Consider the following 20,520-nt stretch of genomic DNA (forward strand, 5'->3'; position numbering starts at 1 on the left):
GCGGCAGGTCCGCGTCGATCCGTGTACAAATCCTCCTGGATCGTTGCCGGCGTGGTTCCTCCCAGCGCCAGACTCACCCGCAAACGGGCTATGTCAAGACAACGATGACACGCTATTAAATACTTGCGAATAAAATATTTGCAACTGCAAACTTTTCAGCCCGCAACTTTTCCCTTTCCGGACATTGCAGGCAGGTTGCTGTGCATGCGGCGCAGCGCCTTCTTCAGTGCTGCGACCTCCTCGTCCGACATGTCCTGAACCGCGGTGCGTTCAAGCTCGACGGCAAGCGGCATGAGCCTTTCCGTCAGCGCCTCTCCCTGCGGGGTCAGCCTTACGATGACGATACGGCCATTATCTTCCGGACGTGTTCTCGACACCAGCTTGCGCTTGGCCAGTGTGCCGACGAGGCGCGAAAGCGTCGAAATCTCGACAGAGACAACGTCGGCGAGATCTCCAAGGGTGCTTTCCCGGCGCTCCTTGAGCATGGCCAGAACCCGGTACATCGCCACGCTGAGATTGTCTTCGGCGATTCTCTGCGCGAATACCTCGGCTATCCGCACGCCGGCGCGATTGAGAAGATAAGGAACGGAATCGGTAAGTTTGTACATGTCTCTGTCTGCTGGCGGGATTTTGCTTGCTGAGGGCTCTCTCCGACATGCACCTAAATGACCGGAATGACAACACGATTGGCTTTCAGCCGTCGAGAAAGGCTGAGTAAGGCAAGCATTTTCCCGCTCAATTTATAAACTTGCATTGACAATAGTTGCAAATGCAATAATCTAGATGCTGAGGAGACACGGGAGGAAATCATGTCTGCCACTGCTGCCCTTGGCATAGCGCCGGCCCCTGCACCGATCAGCGATGCGTTTCGATTGACCATGCGCCGTTTCCCGGCGACGGTGACAGTCATTTCTGCCTGTCGCAACGGTGCGGATCATGGAATGACGGCAACTGCCGTCACATCACTTTCGATGGATCCGCCATCTCTCATCATCTGCCTGAACAATCGCACCTACCTGCATGACATGCTGCTCGAGGTGCCGGAATTCGCAGTCAGCATTCTGACTGACAGGCAGGCAGCCGTATCGGAAGGTTTCAGCGGCAAGATTGCGCCTGAGCGTCGGTTCGACGCTGCCGATTGGGTTCGCCATGAGCGCGGCATGATGGTGCTGAATTCCGCTCATGCCTCGGTTGTCTGCCGCCGCATGGGCGCAGTTCCCTATGGAACGCACACGATCTTCATCGGGCAGGTGGTGGATACACGCCATTCCGAAAACACGATCGCGCTGATGTACGAGAATTCGAAATATTGCGCGCCACAGCACGCGCTTCCTGCATCCCAGAACTGAAGGTAGTTCCATGAACAATACAGCCGCCCTGTTTCCCGCCTCGGCGCGGGTCAAGACCGCATGTCTTGCAGATCGCATCGCCCCGGTGCTGGACGAAATCCGTGCCGGCGCGCGCGATACCGAAAAATCCGGCCGTGTGCCGGCGCGCGCTATCGATCTGCTGCGCTCCGCCGGCTATTTCGATATCGTCAAGCCGGCCCGTTTCGGCGGCGACGAAGGATCCTTTGCCGAGCTTGTCGATGCAAATATCGAGCTATCGTCGGCCTGCGCCTCCACCGGCTGGGTTGCCGGCCTCCTTTCCGCGCATCAATGGCTCCTTGCCATGTTCGATGAAAGGGTTCAGCAGGAGGTGTGGGGCAGCGATCCGGATGCGCTGCTCTGCGGTTCCTATGCGCCGGTCCGTATGGCGGAACGTGTCGAGGGTGGTTTCCGGCTATCCGGCGATTGGGCCTTTGCGAGCGGATGCGAAAATGCCCAATGGGCGCTCTGTGCGGCGATCATTCCGCCGAACGGCGAGGGGGAGCGTCCTGTGCCGGCGTTCCTTCTGGTTCCCGCCAACGACTATACCATCGCCGAGACCTGGGATGTGGTCGGCCTCGCGGGCACCGGCTCAAAAAGCCTGATCCTCAAGGATGTCTTCGTTCCGGATTACCGCATGCTGAGCTTTCCGGATGCGACCTCCGGCAGAACGCCGGGCGGACGTGGCTACAAGGGTATCGGGCTTTTCAACATTCCGCTGCTCATGGGGGTTCCGTTCTGCCTCGGCAGCGCGGCCGTCGGTGCGGCCAAGGGCGCACTGGATAGCTATATCGACCAGATCGGGACCCGTGTGACACGTGGTGCAGTGGCCGGTGGCAACAACAAGATCGCGGAGTTTCCGACGATCCAGCTTCGCGTGGCGGAAGCCTCCGCATCCGTGGATGCTGCCCGCGAAATCATTCTGCGCGATATTGCCCGGGCGCAGCAACTAGCCCAGGCCCGCGAGGATGGCACCGGCGAGATCACCGAGGAAGATCGGATTCTTGCCCGCCGCAGCCAGTCCTTTGCGGTCAGCCTGGCCCTTCGGGCGGTAGAAGCACTCAATGCATCGACAGGCGGCCTCGGCCTCCAGATGTCCAACCCCGTCCAGCGGGCGTGGCGCGATGCAAATGCCGTCGGGCGCCACATTTCCATGAACTGGGATGCCGTCGGCACCATGGCCGGCCAGCAACTGCTCGGTCTTCCGCCCAAGGGACAATTCTGATCCGCCATCCTCAGCATTTCGATTCAAGACAGGAAAGAGAACATATCGTGCAAGGCAAGATCGCGCTTGAAGAACATTTCGCCATTCCCGAGACGCTGCAGGATTCGGCTGGATTCGTGCCGGGCGACTACTGGACCGAACTGTCCGCCCGTCTTCTGGATATCCAGGAAAAGCGTTTGCGGCTGATGGATGCCCACGGCATCGAGAAGATGATCCTGTCGCTGAACGCTCCGGCCGTGCAGGCGATCCCGGATAAGGCAAAGGCCCTGGAGATTTCCCGACGCGCCAACGACTTTCTGGCGGAGCAATGCGTCAAGAACCCGAACCGTTTCCTCGGATTTGCAGCTTTGCCGCTGCAGGATCCGGATGCCGCAACACAGGAATTGCAGCGCTGCGTGACGACGATGGGTTTCGTCGGCGCACTGGTCAATGGCTTCTCGCAGGAAGGCGACGGAACGACGCCGCTCTACTACGACCTGCCGCAATACCGTCCGTTCTGGGCCGAAGTCGAAAAACTCAACGTTCCCTTCTATCTGCATCCGCGCAACCCGCTGCCGCAGGATAGCCGGATCTATGCCGGCCATTCCTGGCTGATGGGTCCGACATGGGCGTTCGCGCAGGAGACCGCTGTTCATGCGCTGCGCTTGATGGGATCCGGCCTGTTTGACGACCATCCGGCTTTGCGGATCATCGTTGGTCACATGGGCGAGGGGCTGCCATATATGATGTGGCGCATCGACAACCGGAATGCGTGGGTCAAGGTGGAAAAGAGCTATCCGGCCAAACGCCCGATTGCCGATTATTTCAACGAGAATTTCTACATCACGACGTCGGGGAACTTCCGCACGCAATCGTTGATCGATGCTATGCTGGAAATCGGCGCGGACCGAATTCTGTTCTCGACAGACTGGCCATTCGAGAACATCGACCATGCTGCAAACTGGTTCGACAGCACGACCATCTCCGAAGCCGACCGGCTGAAGATCGGTCGCACCAACGCGGTTTCACTCTTCAAACTCGATCGATAGCATGGTTGCACCTTTCAGATACACGGTCAGCGCGGCCCAGGTGATATTCGGGAGCGGTTCTTTGAACCGTCTCGCCGAGGCGATTGCAGGGCAGGGCGGCAAACGCGCCCTGATCCTTTCGACCCCGCACCAGAAAGCGGAGGCTGAACGGATCGCCGCTTCCCTCGGCTCGCTTGCGGCGGGACTATTCCACGATGCGACGATGCATACGCCGGTCGATGTGACCGAGCGCGCGATGGCGGCATACAACGCAGCCGGCGCCGATTGCGTCGTCGCGATCGGCGGCGGATCGACGATCGGTCTCGGCAAGGCGATCGCCTATCGCAACGACGCGCCACAAATCGTGGTGGCGACGACCTATGCCGGGTCGGAGGTTACACCGATCCTCGGCCAGACAGAGAACGGGCAGAAGACGACGGTCCGTGGGTCCGGCATCCTGCCCGAAGTGGTGATCTACGACCCTGAATTGACATTGGGATTGCCAGTCAACATCAGCGTCAGCAGCGGGCTCAATGCGATGGCGCATGCGGTCGAAGGTCTCTACGCGCAGGATCGCAACCCAATTTCGTCCATGATGGCGGTCGAGGGCTTGCGCGCGCTGAAGCAGGCTTTGCCTCAAATCGTCAATGCACCTGGGGACATCGAGCCGCGAAGCGAAGCGCTTTACGGCTCCTGGCTGTGCGGCACGGTGCTCGGAGCGGTTGGCATGGCCCTGCATCACAAGCTTTGCCATACGCTGGGCGGTAGCTTCGACCTGCCGCATGCGGAAACTCACGCGGTCATTCTTCCCCATTCTGCTGCCTACAACGCCGCAGCCGCAGCGGATGCGCTGAAGCCCGCCGCCGATCTTTTTGGCGGCTCGCTGGGCAGCGGTCTTTATGATTTTGCCGCTTCGATCGGCGCCCCCCTGGCGCTGCGGGATCTGGGTATGAAGGAAGCCGATCTGGATCATGCGGCGGAACTCGCCGCCCGGAACCCCTACTGGAACCCGCGCCCGATCGAACGGAAAGCGATCCGGGCTTTGTTGCAAAGCGCCTGGGAGGGCGCGCGGCCGCGTTAATGCCTTAGGAGGATGGCCACGTGCCTGAATATTTCACCGAAGAGAGATCCGTGGAAGCCGTCAACTCGCGGATGGGGCAGGACGTTGATCCGCGCCTGGCCGAAGTCATGGCGTCGCTTGTCAAACACCTGCATGCCTTTGCCAAGGATATCAGCCTGACCCAGGAGGAATGGGAGCTGGCCATCGGCTTCCTGACCCGTACCGGCCATCTCTGCCATGATGAGCGGCAGGAGTTCATCCTGCTCAGCGATACGCTGGGTTTGTCAATGCTGGTGGATGCGATCAACAACCGGCGCCCGCCAGGCGCCACGGAAAATACGGTGTTTGGACCATTCCATGTCGAAGGGGCGCCGGTACGGCAGATGGGTGAAAACATCTCGCTCGACGGCAAGGGCGAGAGCTGTCTCTTCATCGGGCGGGTGCTGGACCTTGACGGCAATCCGATCGAGGGAGCCCGGATTGACGTATGGTCGGATAATTCCGATGGCTTCTACGACGTCCAGCAGCCGGATATCCAGCCAAAGTGGAACAACCGGGGCATTTTCGTCACCGGCGCAGATGGCGCCTATAGCTTCGTCGGCATAAAGCCGGTTTCCTATCCGATCCCGGATGACGGCCCGGTCGGCCAGATGTTGACGTCCCTCGGCCGCCATCCCTACCGTCCTGCCCATACCCATTACCTGATCACCGCTTCAGCTTATCAGAAGCTCGTAACTCACACGTTTGTCGGCGACGATCCCTATCTGGAATCCGATACGGTGTTTGGTGTCAAAAACAGCCTGGTCGCGCCTTTCGAGCGTGTCGATCGTCCGACGATCTGGCGCTCCGATTTCGATTTCGTGCTGACGCCAGTGGAGAATAGACGCGGAGAATAGACAATGATCGTAGCCCGCTATGCGGTATCCGACCCCGGCAAGGCTGCCGAACGCTCAAGATTGCTCGAGGAGCACAAGGCCTATCTGCATGGCGCGGCGATCCGCATCCTGCTGTCCGGGCCTTCCGCGCCGCCGGCGGAGGGCAAGGGTTCCACCGCAATCGTGATCGCAGAAATCGAAACGCTCGTCGAGTTCGAGGCGTTCAGCGCAGGAGACCCCTTCGTCCGCTCCGGCGTTTACGCGAGCGTCGACATATTCGAATGGCGGCCCAGTTTTGGGCTGCTTCTGGAGAGTCTCTGATCGGTGTTTTGACCTTAGAACAGGATGATTTTAGGTCATATCGAAGACCGCGGCGTTGTCCTGAACCTCGCGCAGTCCCTTGTACGAGGCATGGCGGAGATTGCCGTCATCCGTCCAGCCGCGAAACTCGATCTCGGCGATCAGCGTCGGCTGCACGAGGACGAGACGCTTGCCCTTCAGCGGAACAACCGGCCGGCTCGTCTTCAACCGGTCCAGCGTCTTTTTCAGGTATTCAGCATCGCTGGCACGGAAACCGGTTCCGACGGAGCCAACGTAAATCCAGTCGAGCCCTCGTCTGCCGGCCAGCAGCAGCCTGCCGATGCCGCCGCGGGCGGATGCGGACTGCTCGTAACCGACGATCATGAAGCTCTCGCTCTGGACGCATTTGATCTTCAGCCAGTCGCCCGTGCGGCCACTGCCGTAGGGCCGGTCGCGATGCTTGGCGATGATGCCTTCCAGATGACGATGGCAGGCGTACTCGAGGAGTTCTTCGGCCGGCAGCTCTATCTCCTCGGAGAGGCGGATCGCCTGATCGTCGCCGTCCGGTATCAGGTCTTCAAGCAGGTGCCGGCGTACCTCAAGCTCGGTGCCGGTCAGATCGTGTCCATCGAGATAGAGAAGGTCGAAGGCGACGAGGATCGACTCGGCCGATACGCGGTTGCCGCCCCGCCCGCCGAGCGAACGCTGCAGGGCGCCGAAATCCGAGCGGCCGTGATCATCGAGTACAACGGCCTCGCCATCGAGAATGGCGGTCGTTACGCCAAGCTCTTTCGCTGCGGCGGCGATGGTGGGGAAGCGGTGGGTCCAGTCATGGCCGCCGCGGGTGATGACCCGCACGCCCTTCGGCTCGATGTGGATTGCCAATCGATAGCCATCCAGCTTCACCTCATAGAGCCAATCCGGCCCCACGGGCACAGTCGGCTTCAGCAGTGTGAGGCAGGGCTCGACGCGCGACGGCATAGGATCGAAGGGCAGACTGGGCTGGTCAGGATCGCGCTTGCGGATCGGACGAGACTGCAGCGTTGAGTGAGATTCATCGAGCAAGGGCAATGGGCGGCGCGGGCGCTTCATGATTAAGTCTGACGCCTCCCCGAGCGGTTTTCCACTTCGACCGGCTTGCGCCGAGCACTCATGATTCTGATGACATTGCCCGCTGCCGGCTCTTGCTTTTCCCTGGTCTTGGGCTTTGCCCTGCTCGGCTTTTTCATCTGCTTCTTCTTCGCGTCGATGGCAACAACGCGACTCAACCGAATCACCCGGCCGATTGTTCCGAGTCGAAACGAATCTCAATTCAAAGACCTAACGCGGCCCGACATCACCGCCAGCATTTTTCAACGGGCGCTGTACTTTGCGTCGAGATCATCCATGGCCTTGACGTTACCGGCAGACCGGCCGTTCTCGTCGAAGGTCTGGGCAAGAAATGCATCAGCGATCGACTTTGCAAGCTCGGTTCCGATGACGCGGGCTCCCATGGTGATGATCTGCGCATTGTTGGAAAGTGCTGCACGCTCGGCAGAATAGGTGTCGTGCGTCAGGGCGGCGCGGATGCCCGGAACCTTGTTGGCCGAGATGCAGACGCCGATGCCGGTGCCGCAAACGAGGATCGCCTTGTCGTAGGTGCCGTCGATGACGCCTGAGGCGACGCGGTCCGAGAGGTTGGCGTAGAAAGGATCGGCACCGGCGCTCGTCCGCGAGACTTCATACACGTCGAAGCGGTCCTTCAAATGGTCGGCCAGAACCTTGGCAAGGCCTTCGCCGGCGCTGTCTCCTGCAATGGCAAGCTTCATTGTCTTTCTCCTCAGAGTTTGGCGGCGCATCTGGCCAGGATGTCGAGGTAACCTTCGACATCCCAGGCCGAACGGCCGATGAAGAGCCCGTCGATATGCGGGCTCGAGATCAGTTCTTCGCAGTTCTGCGGGTTGACCGACCCCCCATAAAGGCAGGGGATCTTCCGGCCCAGCACAGCTTCGGCAACGGCGATGATTTCAGACTGGCGCGCATCTGCATAATCCGCGGTCGCCGGAATACCCTTCTCGCCGATCGCCCAGACTGGCTCGTAGGCCAGGAGGATTTCGGCGCTTTTCTGGGCGCCCGAAAGTTTCGAAAGCGCGCCGCGCACCTGGCTTGCGAGGATGTCGGCGGCCTTTCCGCTTTCGCGGTCGGAAAGCGTCTCGCCAATGCAGATCAGTGGAATGAGGCCGTGGCGAACGGCTGCTTCGGTCTTCAGCCCCACAGTCTCGTCGGTCTCTCCAAAATGTTCGCGCCGCTCGGAATGACCGAGCTCGACGAGATCGAGATTGCAGTCTTTCAGCATGACCGGCGAGACTTCGCCGGTCCACGCGCCCTGGTCGGCCCAATGCATGTTCTGCGCGCCGACCTTCACCGAGGTCTTGGCAAGCATCGCCTTGACCTCGCGCACGGCCGTGAAAGATGGAATCACGAAGCGCTGGATGCGTGGGTCACGCGCGCCATCGGCGGCTTCGAGACCGTGCGCGAATTGCTCGGCTTCAGCAAGCGTCTTGTTCATCTTCCAGCTGGTGCCAATCCAGAAGCGCGGCTTTTCGGTCATGTCGGATCCTGCGTTGATGCGATGGTGAGCGTAATGCCCGCCTGCTCGAATTCCTCCAGGACAGCAGCATCCGGTGCGCTGTCAGTGATAATCGCGTCGAAATCGGCCAGATCCGCCATGACATGCAGGGCGGTGTGGCCGATGCGCTGATGATTGACCAGAAGGCACGTCCTGGTCGACGACGCGATCATAGCCCGCTTGGCGCGCACGACGTTATCGTCCATGTGATAGGCGCGCCCGCCGCTGACGGCGGGTGTCGAAATGAAGGCGATGTCGGCTCTCAGCCGCGACAGCGCCTCCTCGGTGACAACGCCGAGATAGGCGTTGAATTTCGCCGAGTAGATGCCGCCAAGCGCGATCAGCGTGATGCCGGTTTCGCCTTTCAGCCGCTCCATGATCGCCGCATTGTTGGTGATCAAGGTCAGCGGCCGCTTCTGCAGCAGCATTTCGCCGAGCACGGCCGCCATCGAGCCGTCGTTTACCATCACCGTCATCCCCGGCTCGACCAGCTCCAGCGCGGTCTCAGCCATTGCCAGCTTGGCCTCGTTGCCCTGGCGCTCGCGAATGCGGAAGTCGCTTTCGAACTGCGTTCCGGCATCAATGGTCGCGCCGCCGCGAACCTTACGCAGGACGCCCGCCTGCTCGAGATCGTCGAGATCGCGATGGATCGTCATCTTTGACACGCTGAAGCGATCGGCAAGGTCGTCGAGATCGACGGTCTTGTTTTCGACGAGCAGGTTGACGATCAACTGCTGCCGCTCTTCCCGCCTCATCCCCGATCTCCACCCTCGTTTGATGTAAGATAACGGAATATGCGTGATAATCAACATTTATCATGTTATTTTGCGATCAAATGTTGTTGCTTTCGATCGTTACTTCAGCAGTGCCTGGGCGGTTCGCTCGTCGGTGATCAGCCCGAAAAGACGGCGGCTATTCAGAATTGCCCGGATGGCCGGCACTTTCGACTGTCCGCCCGCCAGCGCCACGAGCCGCTCTTTCTTGGTCTTGGGAAAAGACGCGGAGAGCGTGCGCGCCGTCAGCGCGGTGTCGAGGATATGGCCGTCGGCGTCGAAAAAATGACCGAGGATTTCGCCGACGCCGCCTGCGGCAGCGATGTCGTCGATTTCACCGGGCTCGACCATGCCGGACAAAACGAGCTGCGCCTCGGCATCGACAGTTCCAAGGCCGACGAGCTTCAGATCGGCATTGTTGGCAAGATCGAAGACCTCCTTGACGGCACGCTGCGCCTTCAGCACTTCGCGGTCCTCGCCGGTATTGGCGAAAAAGGGAACCGGCATGACATAGGCATGGGCACCGGTCTTTTCGGCGATGCGATGCATCACGTCATAGGGATTGGCGCCGTAGTTTCGTGTGAGCCCGCCAAGCAACGAGACAAAGCGCAGGTTCTTCGCGCTCACCCTCGGCATATATTGGACGGCGGCGGAAAGCGTGCGGCCATGACCAAGGCCGATGACCGTATTGTCGCCGCGCTCGATCTCGCGCTTGAGATAGCCGGCACCGGCATGGCCGAGCGCACGCAGCGGCAAGCCTTCCTCGCCGAGATCGGGTGCGACCTCGCAATATTGAAGCCCGAACCGTTCCGAAAGCCGCATCTCCAGCTCGACGCATTCGACGATATCCCCGTCGATGGTGACTTTGACGACGCCATCGGCGACCGCTCTGGCGATCAGGCGATGGGCCTTTACCGACGGCACGCCGAGGCGGCGCGCAACGTCGGACTGCGTCAGGCCACCGGCATAGTGAAGCCAGGCAGCACGCACGGCAAGCGTATCATCGGCGTCCGTCATCACGGCTCCCTTTCGAATGGCATGCGGCGATTCCGCCGTATCGCAGTGCTGCCTTTTAAAGATCTCCGCCTCAGATGTTCAAGTCAGCGACGCCGGTGTCGACATGCGGCGCCCAGAAGGCGACGCTTTCGGCGATCTGCGGGATGACCTGGCGATCGTTCGGCTCGCGTTCCTTGAAGGAGAGTTCCAGGCAGATTTCATTGTCTTTTGCTCCACCTTCGGCCAGCGCCTGGAGCAGCGGTGCCGGCTGGATGCGGCCCTTGGCGTTGAATTCGGCGGTAAAGGGCCGGTGCCCACCCTTGTCCATCAGGCTCTGTTTGATGTGGATGATCGGCGATACCGGCGGGACAGCGCGCGCCCAGGCATAGGGGTCGTAGTCATCGGGATCGGCGGAGGTGATGTCGCCATGATCGATATCCGCCATCATCCACATCGGAATGGCCATTCCGGCTGATGTCAACCGCTCCTGCAGCGACAGGCAAGCGCCGATCGTCTCGCCGAACTCGCGGCCGATGCTCATCGGCTCCCAGAACATGTAGGAGAGGCCTGCAGCGCGCGCGTGCTCGGCGACATCAGCCCAACAATCGATGGCGATCTTGATCAGTTCCTCGCGTCTGGCCGGATCGTCGAAGTCCTTGTAGGTGAAGATCGCAAATTGGGTTCCGACCGAATGGCCGCCGAGATCGGCGGTAATGTCGGCAAAGGTCTTGAACCAGTCGACGTAGTAGCGGCGGACATCGGCATCCGGATGTCCGAAATGATTGAGGCGCCCATAGGGGCCCGTCATGCCCGAGGTGACCCGTACGCCGGTGCGCTTCAGCGCAGCGCTCATCGTGCGCGTCAGACGGCTAATCACCGGCGCCTGCCAGCTCGGATTGATGAACTCGTGGGTCAGCTGGAGGTCGCGGATCCGCAAATCATGCGCAACCGTGTCGATGAGGTCGTCTGGGTCGGCGAAGCGGTTCACCAGCGGATTGGTATTGAGCGAAAGGGTCAGCGGCATGGCGGCGTCCTTCAGGCGGCGGCAAGGCGGGTTGAAGCAAACCACTCGCCAAAGGCCGCGCGCTCCGCTTCGTTCAGATGGAGGTAGTGTTTGGTGCGGCGATAGAGGATGTCGTCGGCCGTTTCGGCCCATTCCGTGGCAACGAGATAGCGGGCCTCGGCCTCGTAGAGCTGTCCGCCGAAATGCCGCCCAAGCCCTTCCATGCCAGTCGCGCCGGCAACCACATTCCTGGCGCGGGCGCCATAGAGACGGCCGTAGTGATGCACGAGCTTACGCGGCATCCAGGGATAGATATCGCGCAGGCTGTTGGCGAAGCTCTCGTAGTCGGCATTCGGAATTTCGCCGCCCGGCAGCGGCGCTTTCCCCGTCCAGTCGCCTCCCATGTTCGGGAAGATGTGCTTCAGGCGCTGCATGCCGCGTTCAGCGAGCTCGCGGAATGTGGTGATCTTGCCGCCGAAGACGTTGAGCAGCGGAGCGCCGCCTGTCTCGTCGAGATCGAAGACATAGTCGCGGGTAACGGCGGACGGATTGCCCTTGCCGTCGTCAAACAGCGGGCGCACGCCGGAGAAGCTGTGCAGCACATCGTGGCGACGCAGCTTTTCCTTGAAGTAGCGATTGACCGCCTGGAGCAGATACTCGATCTCCGTCTCGTCGGCGGCAACATCCTCAGCCTGGCCTTCGTACGCGATATCGGTTGTCCCGATCAGCGCCTTGTCGCCCTCATAGGGATTGATGAAAATGACGCGTTTGTCGTGGTTCTGCACAAGATAGGCATTGGCGCCGGCCCAGAACTTCGGCACGATGATGTGGCTGCCCTTGACGAGGCGGACGTTGCGGCCGGAATTCGATCCGGCGACGCGATTGATGATGTCCATTACCCAGGGGCCGGCGCAGTTCACCAGACATTTGGCACGGAAGGTTCGCGTCTCTCCCGTGGCGTTGCTTTTGGTGACCACGGTCCAACCGCCATTCTCGCGGCGGGCCGACACGGCGGGCGAGCGGGTCAGCACCAGGGCGCCGTTTTCCGCTGCGCTGACCGCATTCAAGGTCACGAGGCGGGCGTCGTCGACCCAGCAATCGGAATATTCAAAACCGCGTGTGTATTGATCGAGGATCGGCGTGCCTTCCGGGTCGCGGAGCAGGTTGAGCGTGCGCGTCCCGGGCAGCTTCTTGCGGCCGCCGAGATGATCATAGAGGAAGAGGCCGAGCCGCACGAGCCATGCGGGGCGATCCTCTGGGCTATGCGGCAGGACGAAGCGCATCGGCCAGATGATATGCGGCGCGGCATTGAGCAGCACTTCACGCTCGATCAGCGCCTCACGCACCAAGCGGAATTCGTAATATTCGAGGTAACGCAAACCGCCATGCACCAGCTTGCCCGAACGCGACGACGTTCCCTGTGCCAGATCGTCCTTTTCGCACAGCACGACCTTCAAGCCGCGGCCCGCGGCATCGCGTGCTATCCCCGCGCCGTTGATGCCTCCGCCGATGACGAAGAGATCCAGGAGTTCGGGTTCAGTCATGTCGTACTCCTTCGATGCGTGCTGCATCAGAACTTGATTACTCGCCCACCGGCGATGTCGTTGCGGCTTCGGCGAGCTTGTCCCAGGCGGGCGCCATTGCCTGGCGTACATCGGTGTAGGCAGAAAAAAGCCGGTCGAATCGGTGGGCCTCGCTGGCATCCGGTGTTTCCGGATCGCCGAGCAGCGGCGTCACCCAGTCGGCAATGCAATCGTCCATGCTGGAATAGACGCCGACAGCCACCGCGGCCATCATCGCCACGCCGGCCGCCCCCGTCTCCTCGCGGCGCGACTGGCGGATCGGTGCGTTGACGGCGGCCGAGAGTGAACGGCGAAGGGCGACGGAGCGTATTGCGCCGCCCGTGACCCGCAGTTCTTCGGGCATCGCACCCATCGCCGCGTAGCAGTCGCGGGTGGCAAGACCCAACCCCTCGATCACGCTGCGCAGCAGGTCGGGGAAGCCGTGACGCATCGAAAGCCCGGTGAAGCCCGCGCGCGCATTGGCGTTGACGAAAGGCCCACGTTCGCCCGCTTCGGAAATGTAGGGATGATAAAGCACCGACCCCGGTCGGCTTTCTGCAAACCAGCCGTCGATGCGCGCAATGAGATCTGCATGCGAAGCAGGCTTGCCTGCCTCGGCCATGAGATAGGCGGCGACATCGAGGATCCAGTCGATGTTGATCGTCGCGCCCATATTCGTCTGGACCTGGGTGACGATGCCGGGGATGGGCAGGGCGATCACATAGCCGGTGCCCTCACGATTGAGCTGAACGTCGGCAACGGACTTGGCGCGCAAGTGCACGCCGGTCGAGCCGATCGTCGAGCAGGCGGCGTTGCGAGCGCCGCTGCGCACGCCTGCACCAAGCGCCGTCATCACCATGTCGACATAACCGAGGCAGACCGGCGTTCCGGCAAGAAGCCCGCAGGCCTTCGCCGCCTCCGATGTCAGCGGGTGGCTGATCTCGCTGCCGTCGATGATTTCGGGCAGGAGCCTGCGTCTGTGGTCAAGGCCGAGCGCGTCGATCACCACTGCATCATACTGGCGCGTTCTGAAATTGCCGAAGGTGAAACTCGCCTCCGATGGATCGGTCGCCCGCACGCCTGTGAGGTTGAGATAGAGCCAGTCCTTGCAGTGCAGCGCCGTCTCCGCCCGATCGAGAAGATCCGGCGTGAAGCGGTCCATATGGGCGAGTTGCGCGCCCTGCTGGCAAGTATTGAGGCCGGTGCCCGTCGCCTCGAAGCGGGCACGGTTCTGGGTTCCGCCGGCGAGTGCCGTAACCGTCGGCGCGGCGCGCGCGTCGAGCCATAGCCAGGCATCGGCGACCGGCCTATTGCCGCGGCCGACGAGCCAAGTGCCGTCGCCCTGTCCGGTGACGGCGATGGCTGCTGTGCGGGATGCAAGATCAGGGACCTTTTCGCCGAGGCCACGCAACGCGCTAGCGCAATCGAGCCAGGTCTGATCCAGCGACTGCGTTGCCGAGCCTTCGTCTCCAGTCATGTATCGGTTGCGAACGGAGGCCGTGGCAATCTGGCGTCCGGACAGATCGAAGGCAACGGCCTTGATGACCGAGGTGCCGGCATCTATGCCAATGATGATCTTCTGGATCGATGTCATCGCAGGCCTATCTCGCCACCACCGCAAGCGCCGCGGCGGGCAATATGCGCATCAAATTCATCTGAAGTCCTCCCGATCCCTAAACACTCTGGGATGATGCATCCGGCTGCCAACTTCGGCCCTTCCACGGGCAACGGCAAGCGCGCCGCCTTTGACAAATCCCAGATGGCGCGCAGCCGAAACCTCCCTAAGCTCGCTCGAAAAGATAACATAAAGATACCACAATGCCAGTAAGATTTTTCTAGCGATGTAATTTTTTTCAGCTAAAATAAAAGAGTAAGGAGTTTGCTTCCGCGCCGCCGCGCCAGCGGTGGGCGGCATCAAAAGCGGCAGCGCGCGCAATGCTCTATCTGTTACATATTGCATTAAAAACAGATAGATGGTGCCATTGGGCGGCTGAATGACAAATGTCAAAATGCCTGCATTTGCCGTCGCTTTTTGCTGCGCCGCAGCGTGATGAACAAGATGTGAGGTCGTGCATTTCAGTCGAGTTGCCGCGAAAGTGCCGTTGACAGCTTATAAAATATATAACATCATTTACGGCATAACTAACATACTTCTATCACGGAAGTGCGCTTCCTGATGGAGAATTTGCAGGCCTAAGCGGTTGGAGGAGACAGCCGCTGGTCTTGTTGAGGAGGCTTTCAATGCGAATTTTCGTCCAGAGTTGCGCTCTTGCGGGCGGCCCGCCGGCTTCCGTTCCGGTGCGACGCAATGCTTCAGCCCGTCTGCGGTCATCATCGCGCTAGCCCTCTCCACCTCGCTATTCCAAGCCCAAAGGCCGAACGGACATGAGTACCTCGCCCGATCATCCAGCATCAAAGCCGAGCAGCAGCAATCGCGGGCTCCTTGTCAGCGCGGCGTTGGCGGCCATCATCGTTGCAGCGATCGCGTTCGATACGACGGTCGTCAGGATCGGCTCCGAAAACGATGTCCGCCAGCAGGCATTCTCTCCGGAAACCTTCGGCGCCGACCAGTTCCCGAAGATCAAGGCGAATGTCGAGGAGCGGGCCGTTGCGGCCGCCGATCTCGCGGCCGCCATTGCCGCCGACAAGAAGGCGGCGGCCGAGAAATATGATACCGCGACGAGCACCGGACCGGTCATCCCCGTCACGCTGACCGGCGTTTTCGGCGCTCGCAAGTCGAACACCAACGAAATGAAGATCGATGGATTGCCTCCCGAGACGGTGGTCCGTGTCCAGACCGGCCCTGCGGTCAACGGCACGGACCTCCGCGATGCAACCGGCAGCATCGAATTCGGCCAGTTTACCAACCAGATCCAGTATCAGGATGCCGGCTCGGCCATCAATAACGAGATGAAGAAGGCGGTTTTCGCGGGCCTGGATGCTGATGCCCTGGATGGAAAGCAGGCGACCGTCGTCGGCGTCTTCAAGCTCATCAACCCGAAGAACTGGCTGGTCACGCCGGTGAAGGTCGAGCTCAAATGAGCCAGCCGCAACGCAGCAACGGGGCGAAAGGCGAGGTCGTCCTCGCAGCCCGCAACATCGCAAAGTCCTACGGCAGCGTTCACGCCCTCAAGGGAGTGAACTTCGACATCCATCGCGGCCAGGTCACAACCCTGTTCGGGGAGAACGGCGCAGGCAAGTCGACCTTGATGAAAATCCTTTCGGGTGTGGCGCAGGCAAGCTCCGGCGAGATCATTCTCGACGGCTCGCCGATCAGCTTTACCTCGTCGACCCATGCGCGCGAGTGCGGGATCTCCATCATCCATCAGGAGCTCAGCCTGGCCCCCAATCTCAGTGTGCGCGACAATATTTTCATGGGCCGCGAGATCATCAAGGGCGGTGTCGTCGATTTCGCTGAAGAGGAGCGTCAGACCCGGGCGCTGATGGAAGAGCTCGAGGAAGACATCGATCCGCTGACGCGGGTCGAGGATCTTCGCCTCGGCCAGCAGCAGATTGTCGAAATTGCCCGGGCACTCTCCGTCAATTCGCGCATCCTGATCATGGACGAGCCGACCTCGGCGCTGAGCGCGACGGAGGTGGAAGTGCTCTTCAAGGTCATCCACGACCTGACGAGCCGTGGCGTGTCGATCGTCTACATCTCGCATCATCTGGAAGAGGCGCTGCAGATCACCCATCACGCCGTCGTTCTGCGCGACGGAAACATGACGGCCTATGCCGAGCGCAAGGACATCGATCTCGAATGGATCGTCCGCAACATGGTCGGCGAGAATTTCGACCTTGGCAGCCCGCCGCAAGGTCACCCGTTCGGAAACCTCTCGCTTTCCATCGAAAACCTCAGTGTCCCCGGCCCCTCCGGCGCTGCCTATAATGCAGTCGATCGTCTGTCGCTCAAGGTGCGTGCCGGCGAAATCGTCTGCATCTACGGGCTGATGGGCGCGGGGCGCACGGAACTGCTCGAGTGCATTGCCGGACGTCTGCGCGCAAGTGGCGGACAGGTTCTGCTCGAAGGACAAGACGTCAGCGGGCTCAGCATCGCCGGGCGCATTGCCAGCGGTCTCGTGCTCGTGCCCGAAGATCGCCAGCGCGACGGCCTCGTCCAGACGATGACGGTCGGCTCCAATCTGTCGCTTGCGAGTATCCGCGCCTTCACCAAAGGGCTTTTCACCTCCGGCCATCGGGAGCGCGATCTCGTCAATGACGCGATCCGGCGGGTGCATGTGAAAACCGATGGCGGTGCTGCGTCGATCGGCTCGCTCTCCGGCGGCAACCAGCAGAAGGTCGTCATCGGCAAGATGCTGGCAACCCAGCCAAAGGTCATCCTGCTTGATGAGCCAAGCCGCGGCATCGACATCGGCGCCAAGGCGGAAGTTTTCAAATTGCTCGCGGAGCGCGCCAAGCAGGGATTGGCGGTCATCTATTCGACGTCCGAAGTCAATGAATGCCTGAGTATCGCACACCGCATCATCGTCATGCACCGCGGCAGGATATCGGCCGAGTTCGGCTCGGATGTCACCAAGGAAAAGATCATGGCCGCCTCCGGCGAAGCCGTGATCGCGCACTAGCCTGGATTATGGAGCACTGATTATGTCAGTCACGAACGTCACCGAAAAGAAATCAGTTTCCAGCGGGCCGAAGCGCAATACCAATATCGTGCGTCTCATCCTGGAGGGCCGGGCCTTCTTCGCGCTGATCGTCATCATTGCGGTCTTCTCGTTCCTGTCACCCTATTACTTCACGCTGAACAACTTCCTGATCATGGCGTCGCACGTCGCGATCTTCGGCATTCTGGCGATCGGCATGCTGCTCGTTATCCTCAATGGCGGTATCGATCTGTCGGTCGGCTCGACACTGGGGCTTGCAGGCTGCATCGCCGGTTTCCTGATGCACGGCGTCACGCTCACCTATTTCGGCGTCATCCTCTATCCGCCGGTCTGGGCCGTCGTCGTCATCACATGTGCGCTCGGTGCGCTGGTCGGTGCGGTCAACGGCGTGCTGATCGCCTATCTCAAGGTGCCGGCCTTCGTCGCCTCGCTCGGCGTGCTCTACGTCGCCCGCGGTATCGCGCTCTTGATGACCAACGGCCTGACCTACAACAATCTCGGTGGCCGTCCGGAACTCGGCAATACCGGTTTCGACTGGCTCGGCTTCAACCGGCTCGCAGGCATTCCGATCGGTGTCATCGTGCTTGCGGTTCTCGCCATCATTTGCGGCATCGTGCTGAGCCGCACCGCCTTCGGCCGCTGGCTCTATGCCTCAGGCGGTAACGAGCGGGCCGCCGACCTCTCCGGCGTCCCGGTCAAGCGCGTGAAGATCATCGTCTATGTGCTTTCGGGCGTCTGTGCTGCGATTGCCGGCCTGGTCCTCTCCTCGCAGCTGACCTCCGCCGGCCCGACGGCAGGCACAACCTATGAGCTGACGGCGATCGCAGCCGTGGTCATCGGCGGGGCGGCGCTGACCGGCGGCCGCGGTACGGTTCGCGGCACCATGCTCGGCGCCTTCGTCATCGGCTTCCTTTCGGACGGCCTCGTGATCATCGGCGTCTCGGCCTACTGGCAGACCGTGTTCACCGGCGCTGTGATCGTTCTCGCCGTCCTCATGAACAGCATCCAATACGGCCGCCGGGTCAAATCGTCCTGACGGCTGAGACCGAAACTTATCCACGACGGCAGGCTGGAGTCCAGGAACGCCGATTGGGGAAAGCAACGCCGGATCACCGGCAATAACTGAGCTCACGAATGGGAGAGAGACTATGTTTAAGAAAGGCATGCGCATACTTCTGGCCGCCGCGGCCGTAGCACCGCTTCTGGCAAGTTCGGCTTGGGCAGCGGGCATGATGACGATCATCGTCAACGATCCGTCGAATCCCTATTGGTTGACGGAAGGCAATGTCGCCAAGGCTACTGCCGAAAAGCTGGGCTACACCGCCTCGGTCAACGCCCACAAGGGTGACACCAACACCGAAAGCAACCTGATCGATACCGCGATCACCAACAAGTCGGTGGCGATCATCCTCGACCCGGCAAACGCCGACGGTTCCGTCGGTGCGGTGAAGAAGGCCGTTGCTGCCGGCATCCCGGTCATCCTCGTCAACGCCGAAATCAACCAGGAAGGCCTGGCGAAGGCGCAGCTTGTTTCCAATAACGCACAGGGTGCCGCCCTCGGCGCACAGCAATGGGTCGAAGCGATCGGCGACAAGGGCAGCTATGCCGAGCTCTTCGGCGCTCCGTCCGACAACAACGCGGCAACGCGGTCGAACGGCTACGAGACTGTCCTCTCGCAGTATCCGGATCTGAAGAAGGCCGCCAAGGAAGTTGCCAACTGGGACCGCACCCAGGGCCACAACAAGATGCAGTCCATGCTGCAGGCCAACCCGGATATCGTCGGCGTCATCTCGGGCAATGACGAAATGGCGCTCGGTGCGATCGCCGCGCTCAAGGAAGCCGGCAAACTCGCCAATGTAAAGGTCGGCGGCTTCGACGGTTCGCCGGATGCCGTTGCTGCCATCAAGGCGGGCGAACTCCAATACACCGTCCTCCAACCGGTTGCCGTCTTCTCCGAAGAAGCCGTCAAGCAGGCCGACAATCTGATCAAGACAGGTAACACCGGCGCCAAGAGCGAGAAGCAGCTCTTCGATTGCCTGTTGATCACCAAGGACAACATCGACAAGTACACTGGCCCGTTCGTTCTGGCCCAGTAAACGGAAGAGGGCGCTCGCAAGAGCGCCCTCATTTTCATGCTGGAAGCGATGGCCGACGATCCAACCGCCGGTTGCGCTTCGCCTTTTTGCCTTGGCGCGGCAATCACTGTACGAAGCTGGGATCCATAATTCAGCGACAGGGGTGACCCGTGACACAGAAGACCAGTCGGGACGACGATCTGTTGGACCAGCTCACCAGCGACAGCCGGCAGACGCGCCAGATCGCGCGCCGCCGCATGATTGCAGAGGCCGTGATGGGTGAAGGCTCGATGCGGATTGAAGACCTGACCGACCGCTTTGGGATCAGCCTGATGACGGCTCATCGCGACGTCGATGAACTCGTCAGCCGCGGCCTCTTCAGGAAGACGCGCGGCATCGTCACGGCGGCGGCGACCAATCTCATCGAATCCAGCGACGTCTACCGCTCGAACCGCCAGTCGGCCGAAAAGAAGCTAATCGCCGAGGCGGCAATGCAATTCGTCGAACCGGGGCAGGCGATTTTTTTCGACGACTCGACCACGGTTCTTCAAATGGCGGCACATCTGCCTTCGAAGGCGCCGGTCACGGCAATCACCAATTCCCTGACCCTGATGAATGCGCTGACGGGCCTGCACGACGTGACGCTGCTCGCCCTCGGCGGCCAATATTACAATTGGTGCAATGCCTTCATGGGTCGCATGACCATCAACGAGATCAAGGCTCTCCGGGCCGATGTCGCGTTCATCTCGATGTCGGCGATCAGCGATGGCACGGTGCTGCACCAGTCTCCTGAAACAGTCGATACCAAGCGCGCCATGTTCGATTGTTCCGTAAAACGCATCCTGCTTGCCGATCATACCAAGTTCGAACGGCGTGCGCTCCACAGTTTCGCAGCACTGGATGAGTTCGACGTCGTTATCGTCGACGACAAGACCCAGCCGGTGCACATCGACCGCATGCGGTCCAGAGATATCAACGTGGTCATCGCCAAGGGCGCCGGAGGGCGCTCCTGACGGCGCGGGCCTGTTGCTCCTCATGAGGTAAACC

Annotated in this window: 21 protein-coding genes; 11 read left to right on the top strand and 10 right to left on the bottom strand. The window is 60.9% G+C overall.

Annotated elements, in window-relative coordinates; all coding sequences use genetic code 11:
• Positions 1 to 155: 155 nt before the first annotated feature.
• A complete protein-coding gene (locus GFM02_RS03050) occupies positions 156 to 608 on the bottom strand; it encodes a MarR family winged helix-turn-helix transcriptional regulator (protein WP_029871602.1) in 453 nt (150 codons plus the stop codon).
• Between the two features lie 201 nt (positions 609 to 809).
• On the opposite strand from GFM02_RS03050, the gene GFM02_RS03055 reads away from it, so the two are divergent.
• From GFM02_RS03055 to GFM02_RS03080, 6 genes are read left to right on the top strand one after another with little or no spacing between them, the layout of a single operon-like run.
• Complete coding sequence (locus tag GFM02_RS03055) at positions 810 to 1,349, top strand: flavin reductase family protein (RefSeq protein WP_168320747.1); 540 nt, start codon at positions 810 to 812, stop codon at positions 1,347 to 1,349.
• A gap of 10 nt (positions 1,350 to 1,359) precedes the next feature.
• Positions 1,360 to 2,592, top strand: coding sequence for a flavin-dependent monooxygenase (locus GFM02_RS03060; protein ID WP_168320748.1), 1,233 nt, complete (start codon positions 1,360 to 1,362; stop codon positions 2,590 to 2,592).
• A 47-nt stretch (positions 2,593 to 2,639) separates the two neighbouring features.
• Positions 2,640 to 3,620: a gamma-resorcylate decarboxylase gene (gene tsdA, locus GFM02_RS03065; RefSeq protein ID WP_168267520.1), complete on the top strand. Its 981-nt coding sequence runs from the start codon at positions 2,640 to 2,642 to the stop codon at positions 3,618 to 3,620.
• A 1-nt stretch (position 3,621) separates the two neighbouring features.
• Positions 3,622 to 4,680 (top strand): maleylacetate reductase, encoded by a 1,059-nt coding sequence (locus GFM02_RS03070; RefSeq protein WP_168320749.1) that lies wholly within the window; start codon positions 3,622 to 3,624, stop codon positions 4,678 to 4,680.
• 20 nt (positions 4,681 to 4,700) lie between these two features.
• A complete protein-coding gene (locus GFM02_RS03075) occupies positions 4,701 to 5,555 on the top strand; it encodes a dioxygenase (RefSeq protein WP_168320750.1) in 855 nt (284 codons plus the stop codon).
• A 3-nt stretch (positions 5,556 to 5,558) separates the two neighbouring features.
• Positions 5,559 to 5,855 carry a YciI family protein gene (locus GFM02_RS03080; protein ID WP_168320751.1) on the top strand — a complete coding sequence of 99 codons (297 nt, stop codon included), beginning with the start codon at positions 5,559 to 5,561 and terminating at the stop codon, positions 5,853 to 5,855.
• 30 nt (positions 5,856 to 5,885) lie between these two features.
• Here the strand turns inward: GFM02_RS03080 and ligD are convergent, their stop codons facing one another.
• From ligD to GFM02_RS03125, 9 genes are all read right to left on the bottom strand, one after another.
• Entirely contained in the window at positions 5,886 to 6,926 is a 1,041-nt protein-coding gene (ligD, locus tag GFM02_RS03085; RefSeq protein ID WP_168320752.1) for a non-homologous end-joining DNA ligase, read from the bottom strand.
• Between the two features lie 260 nt (positions 6,927 to 7,186).
• Positions 7,187 to 7,642 (bottom strand): RpiB/LacA/LacB family sugar-phosphate isomerase, encoded by a 456-nt coding sequence (locus GFM02_RS03090; protein WP_003562478.1) that lies wholly within the window; start codon positions 7,640 to 7,642, stop codon positions 7,187 to 7,189.
• A gap of 11 nt (positions 7,643 to 7,653) precedes the next feature.
• Positions 7,654 to 8,424: a triose-phosphate isomerase gene (locus tag GFM02_RS03095; protein ID WP_168320753.1), complete on the bottom strand. Its 771-nt coding sequence runs from the start codon at positions 8,422 to 8,424 to the stop codon at positions 7,654 to 7,656.
• Positions 8,421 to 9,197 carry a DeoR/GlpR family DNA-binding transcription regulator gene (locus GFM02_RS03100; protein WP_168320754.1) on the bottom strand — a complete coding sequence of 259 codons (777 nt, stop codon included), beginning with the start codon at positions 9,195 to 9,197 and terminating at the stop codon, positions 8,421 to 8,423. Before GFM02_RS03100 ends, GFM02_RS03095 begins: the two co-directional genes overlap by 4 nt.
• Positions 9,198 to 9,296: 99 nt before the next feature.
• Complete coding sequence (locus GFM02_RS03105) at positions 9,297 to 10,232, bottom strand: sugar-binding transcriptional regulator (RefSeq protein ID WP_027686361.1); 936 nt, start codon at positions 10,230 to 10,232, stop codon at positions 9,297 to 9,299.
• A gap of 70 nt (positions 10,233 to 10,302) precedes the next feature.
• Positions 10,303 to 11,235 (bottom strand): sugar phosphate isomerase/epimerase family protein, encoded by a 933-nt coding sequence (locus GFM02_RS03110; RefSeq protein WP_168320755.1) that lies wholly within the window; start codon positions 11,233 to 11,235, stop codon positions 10,303 to 10,305.
• 11 nt (positions 11,236 to 11,246) lie between these two features.
• Entirely contained in the window at positions 11,247 to 12,758 is a 1,512-nt protein-coding gene (locus tag GFM02_RS03115; protein WP_168320756.1) for a glycerol-3-phosphate dehydrogenase, read from the bottom strand.
• A 37-nt stretch (positions 12,759 to 12,795) separates the two neighbouring features.
• Positions 12,796 to 14,370 carry an FGGY-family carbohydrate kinase gene (locus tag GFM02_RS03120; RefSeq protein WP_246792009.1) on the bottom strand — a complete coding sequence of 525 codons (1,575 nt, stop codon included), beginning with the start codon at positions 14,368 to 14,370 and terminating at the stop codon, positions 12,796 to 12,798.
• A gap of 57 nt (positions 14,371 to 14,427) precedes the next feature.
• Complete coding sequence (locus GFM02_RS03125) at positions 14,428 to 14,784, bottom strand: hypothetical protein (protein WP_168302507.1); 357 nt, start codon at positions 14,782 to 14,784, stop codon at positions 14,428 to 14,430.
• Between the two features lie 377 nt (positions 14,785 to 15,161).
• On the opposite strand from GFM02_RS03125, the gene GFM02_RS03130 reads away from it, so the two are divergent.
• The 5 genes from GFM02_RS03130 to GFM02_RS03150 all read left to right on the top strand — a co-directional run bounded on the left by GFM02_RS03130 (position 15,162) and on the right by GFM02_RS03150 (position 20,486).
• Positions 15,162 to 15,818 (top strand): DUF2291 family protein, encoded by a 657-nt coding sequence (locus tag GFM02_RS03130; protein ID WP_168320758.1) that lies wholly within the window; start codon positions 15,162 to 15,164, stop codon positions 15,816 to 15,818.
• Complete coding sequence (locus GFM02_RS03135) at positions 15,815 to 17,359, top strand: sugar ABC transporter ATP-binding protein (protein WP_168320759.1); 1,545 nt, start codon at positions 15,815 to 15,817, stop codon at positions 17,357 to 17,359. Before GFM02_RS03130 ends, GFM02_RS03135 begins: the two co-directional genes overlap by 4 nt.
• A gap of 22 nt (positions 17,360 to 17,381) precedes the next feature.
• Positions 17,382 to 18,434 carry an ABC transporter permease gene (locus GFM02_RS03140; protein WP_003562489.1) on the top strand — a complete coding sequence of 351 codons (1,053 nt, stop codon included), beginning with the start codon at positions 17,382 to 17,384 and terminating at the stop codon, positions 18,432 to 18,434.
• Between the two features lie 112 nt (positions 18,435 to 18,546).
• On the top strand, positions 18,547 to 19,494 hold the full coding sequence (locus GFM02_RS03145; protein WP_168320760.1) for a D-ribose ABC transporter substrate-binding protein: 948 nt from the start codon (positions 18,547 to 18,549) through the stop codon (positions 19,492 to 19,494).
• 149 nt (positions 19,495 to 19,643) lie between these two features.
• Positions 19,644 to 20,486 carry a DeoR/GlpR family DNA-binding transcription regulator gene (locus tag GFM02_RS03150; protein WP_062941572.1) on the top strand — a complete coding sequence of 281 codons (843 nt, stop codon included), beginning with the start codon at positions 19,644 to 19,646 and terminating at the stop codon, positions 20,484 to 20,486.
• Positions 20,487 to 20,520: the final 34 nt, after the last annotated feature.

Origin of the sequence: Rhizobium leguminosarum bv. viciae, from assembly GCF_012276115.1 — a bacterium.
Classification (GTDB): Bacteria; Pseudomonadota; Alphaproteobacteria; order Rhizobiales; family Rhizobiaceae; genus Rhizobium; species Rhizobium leguminosarum_T.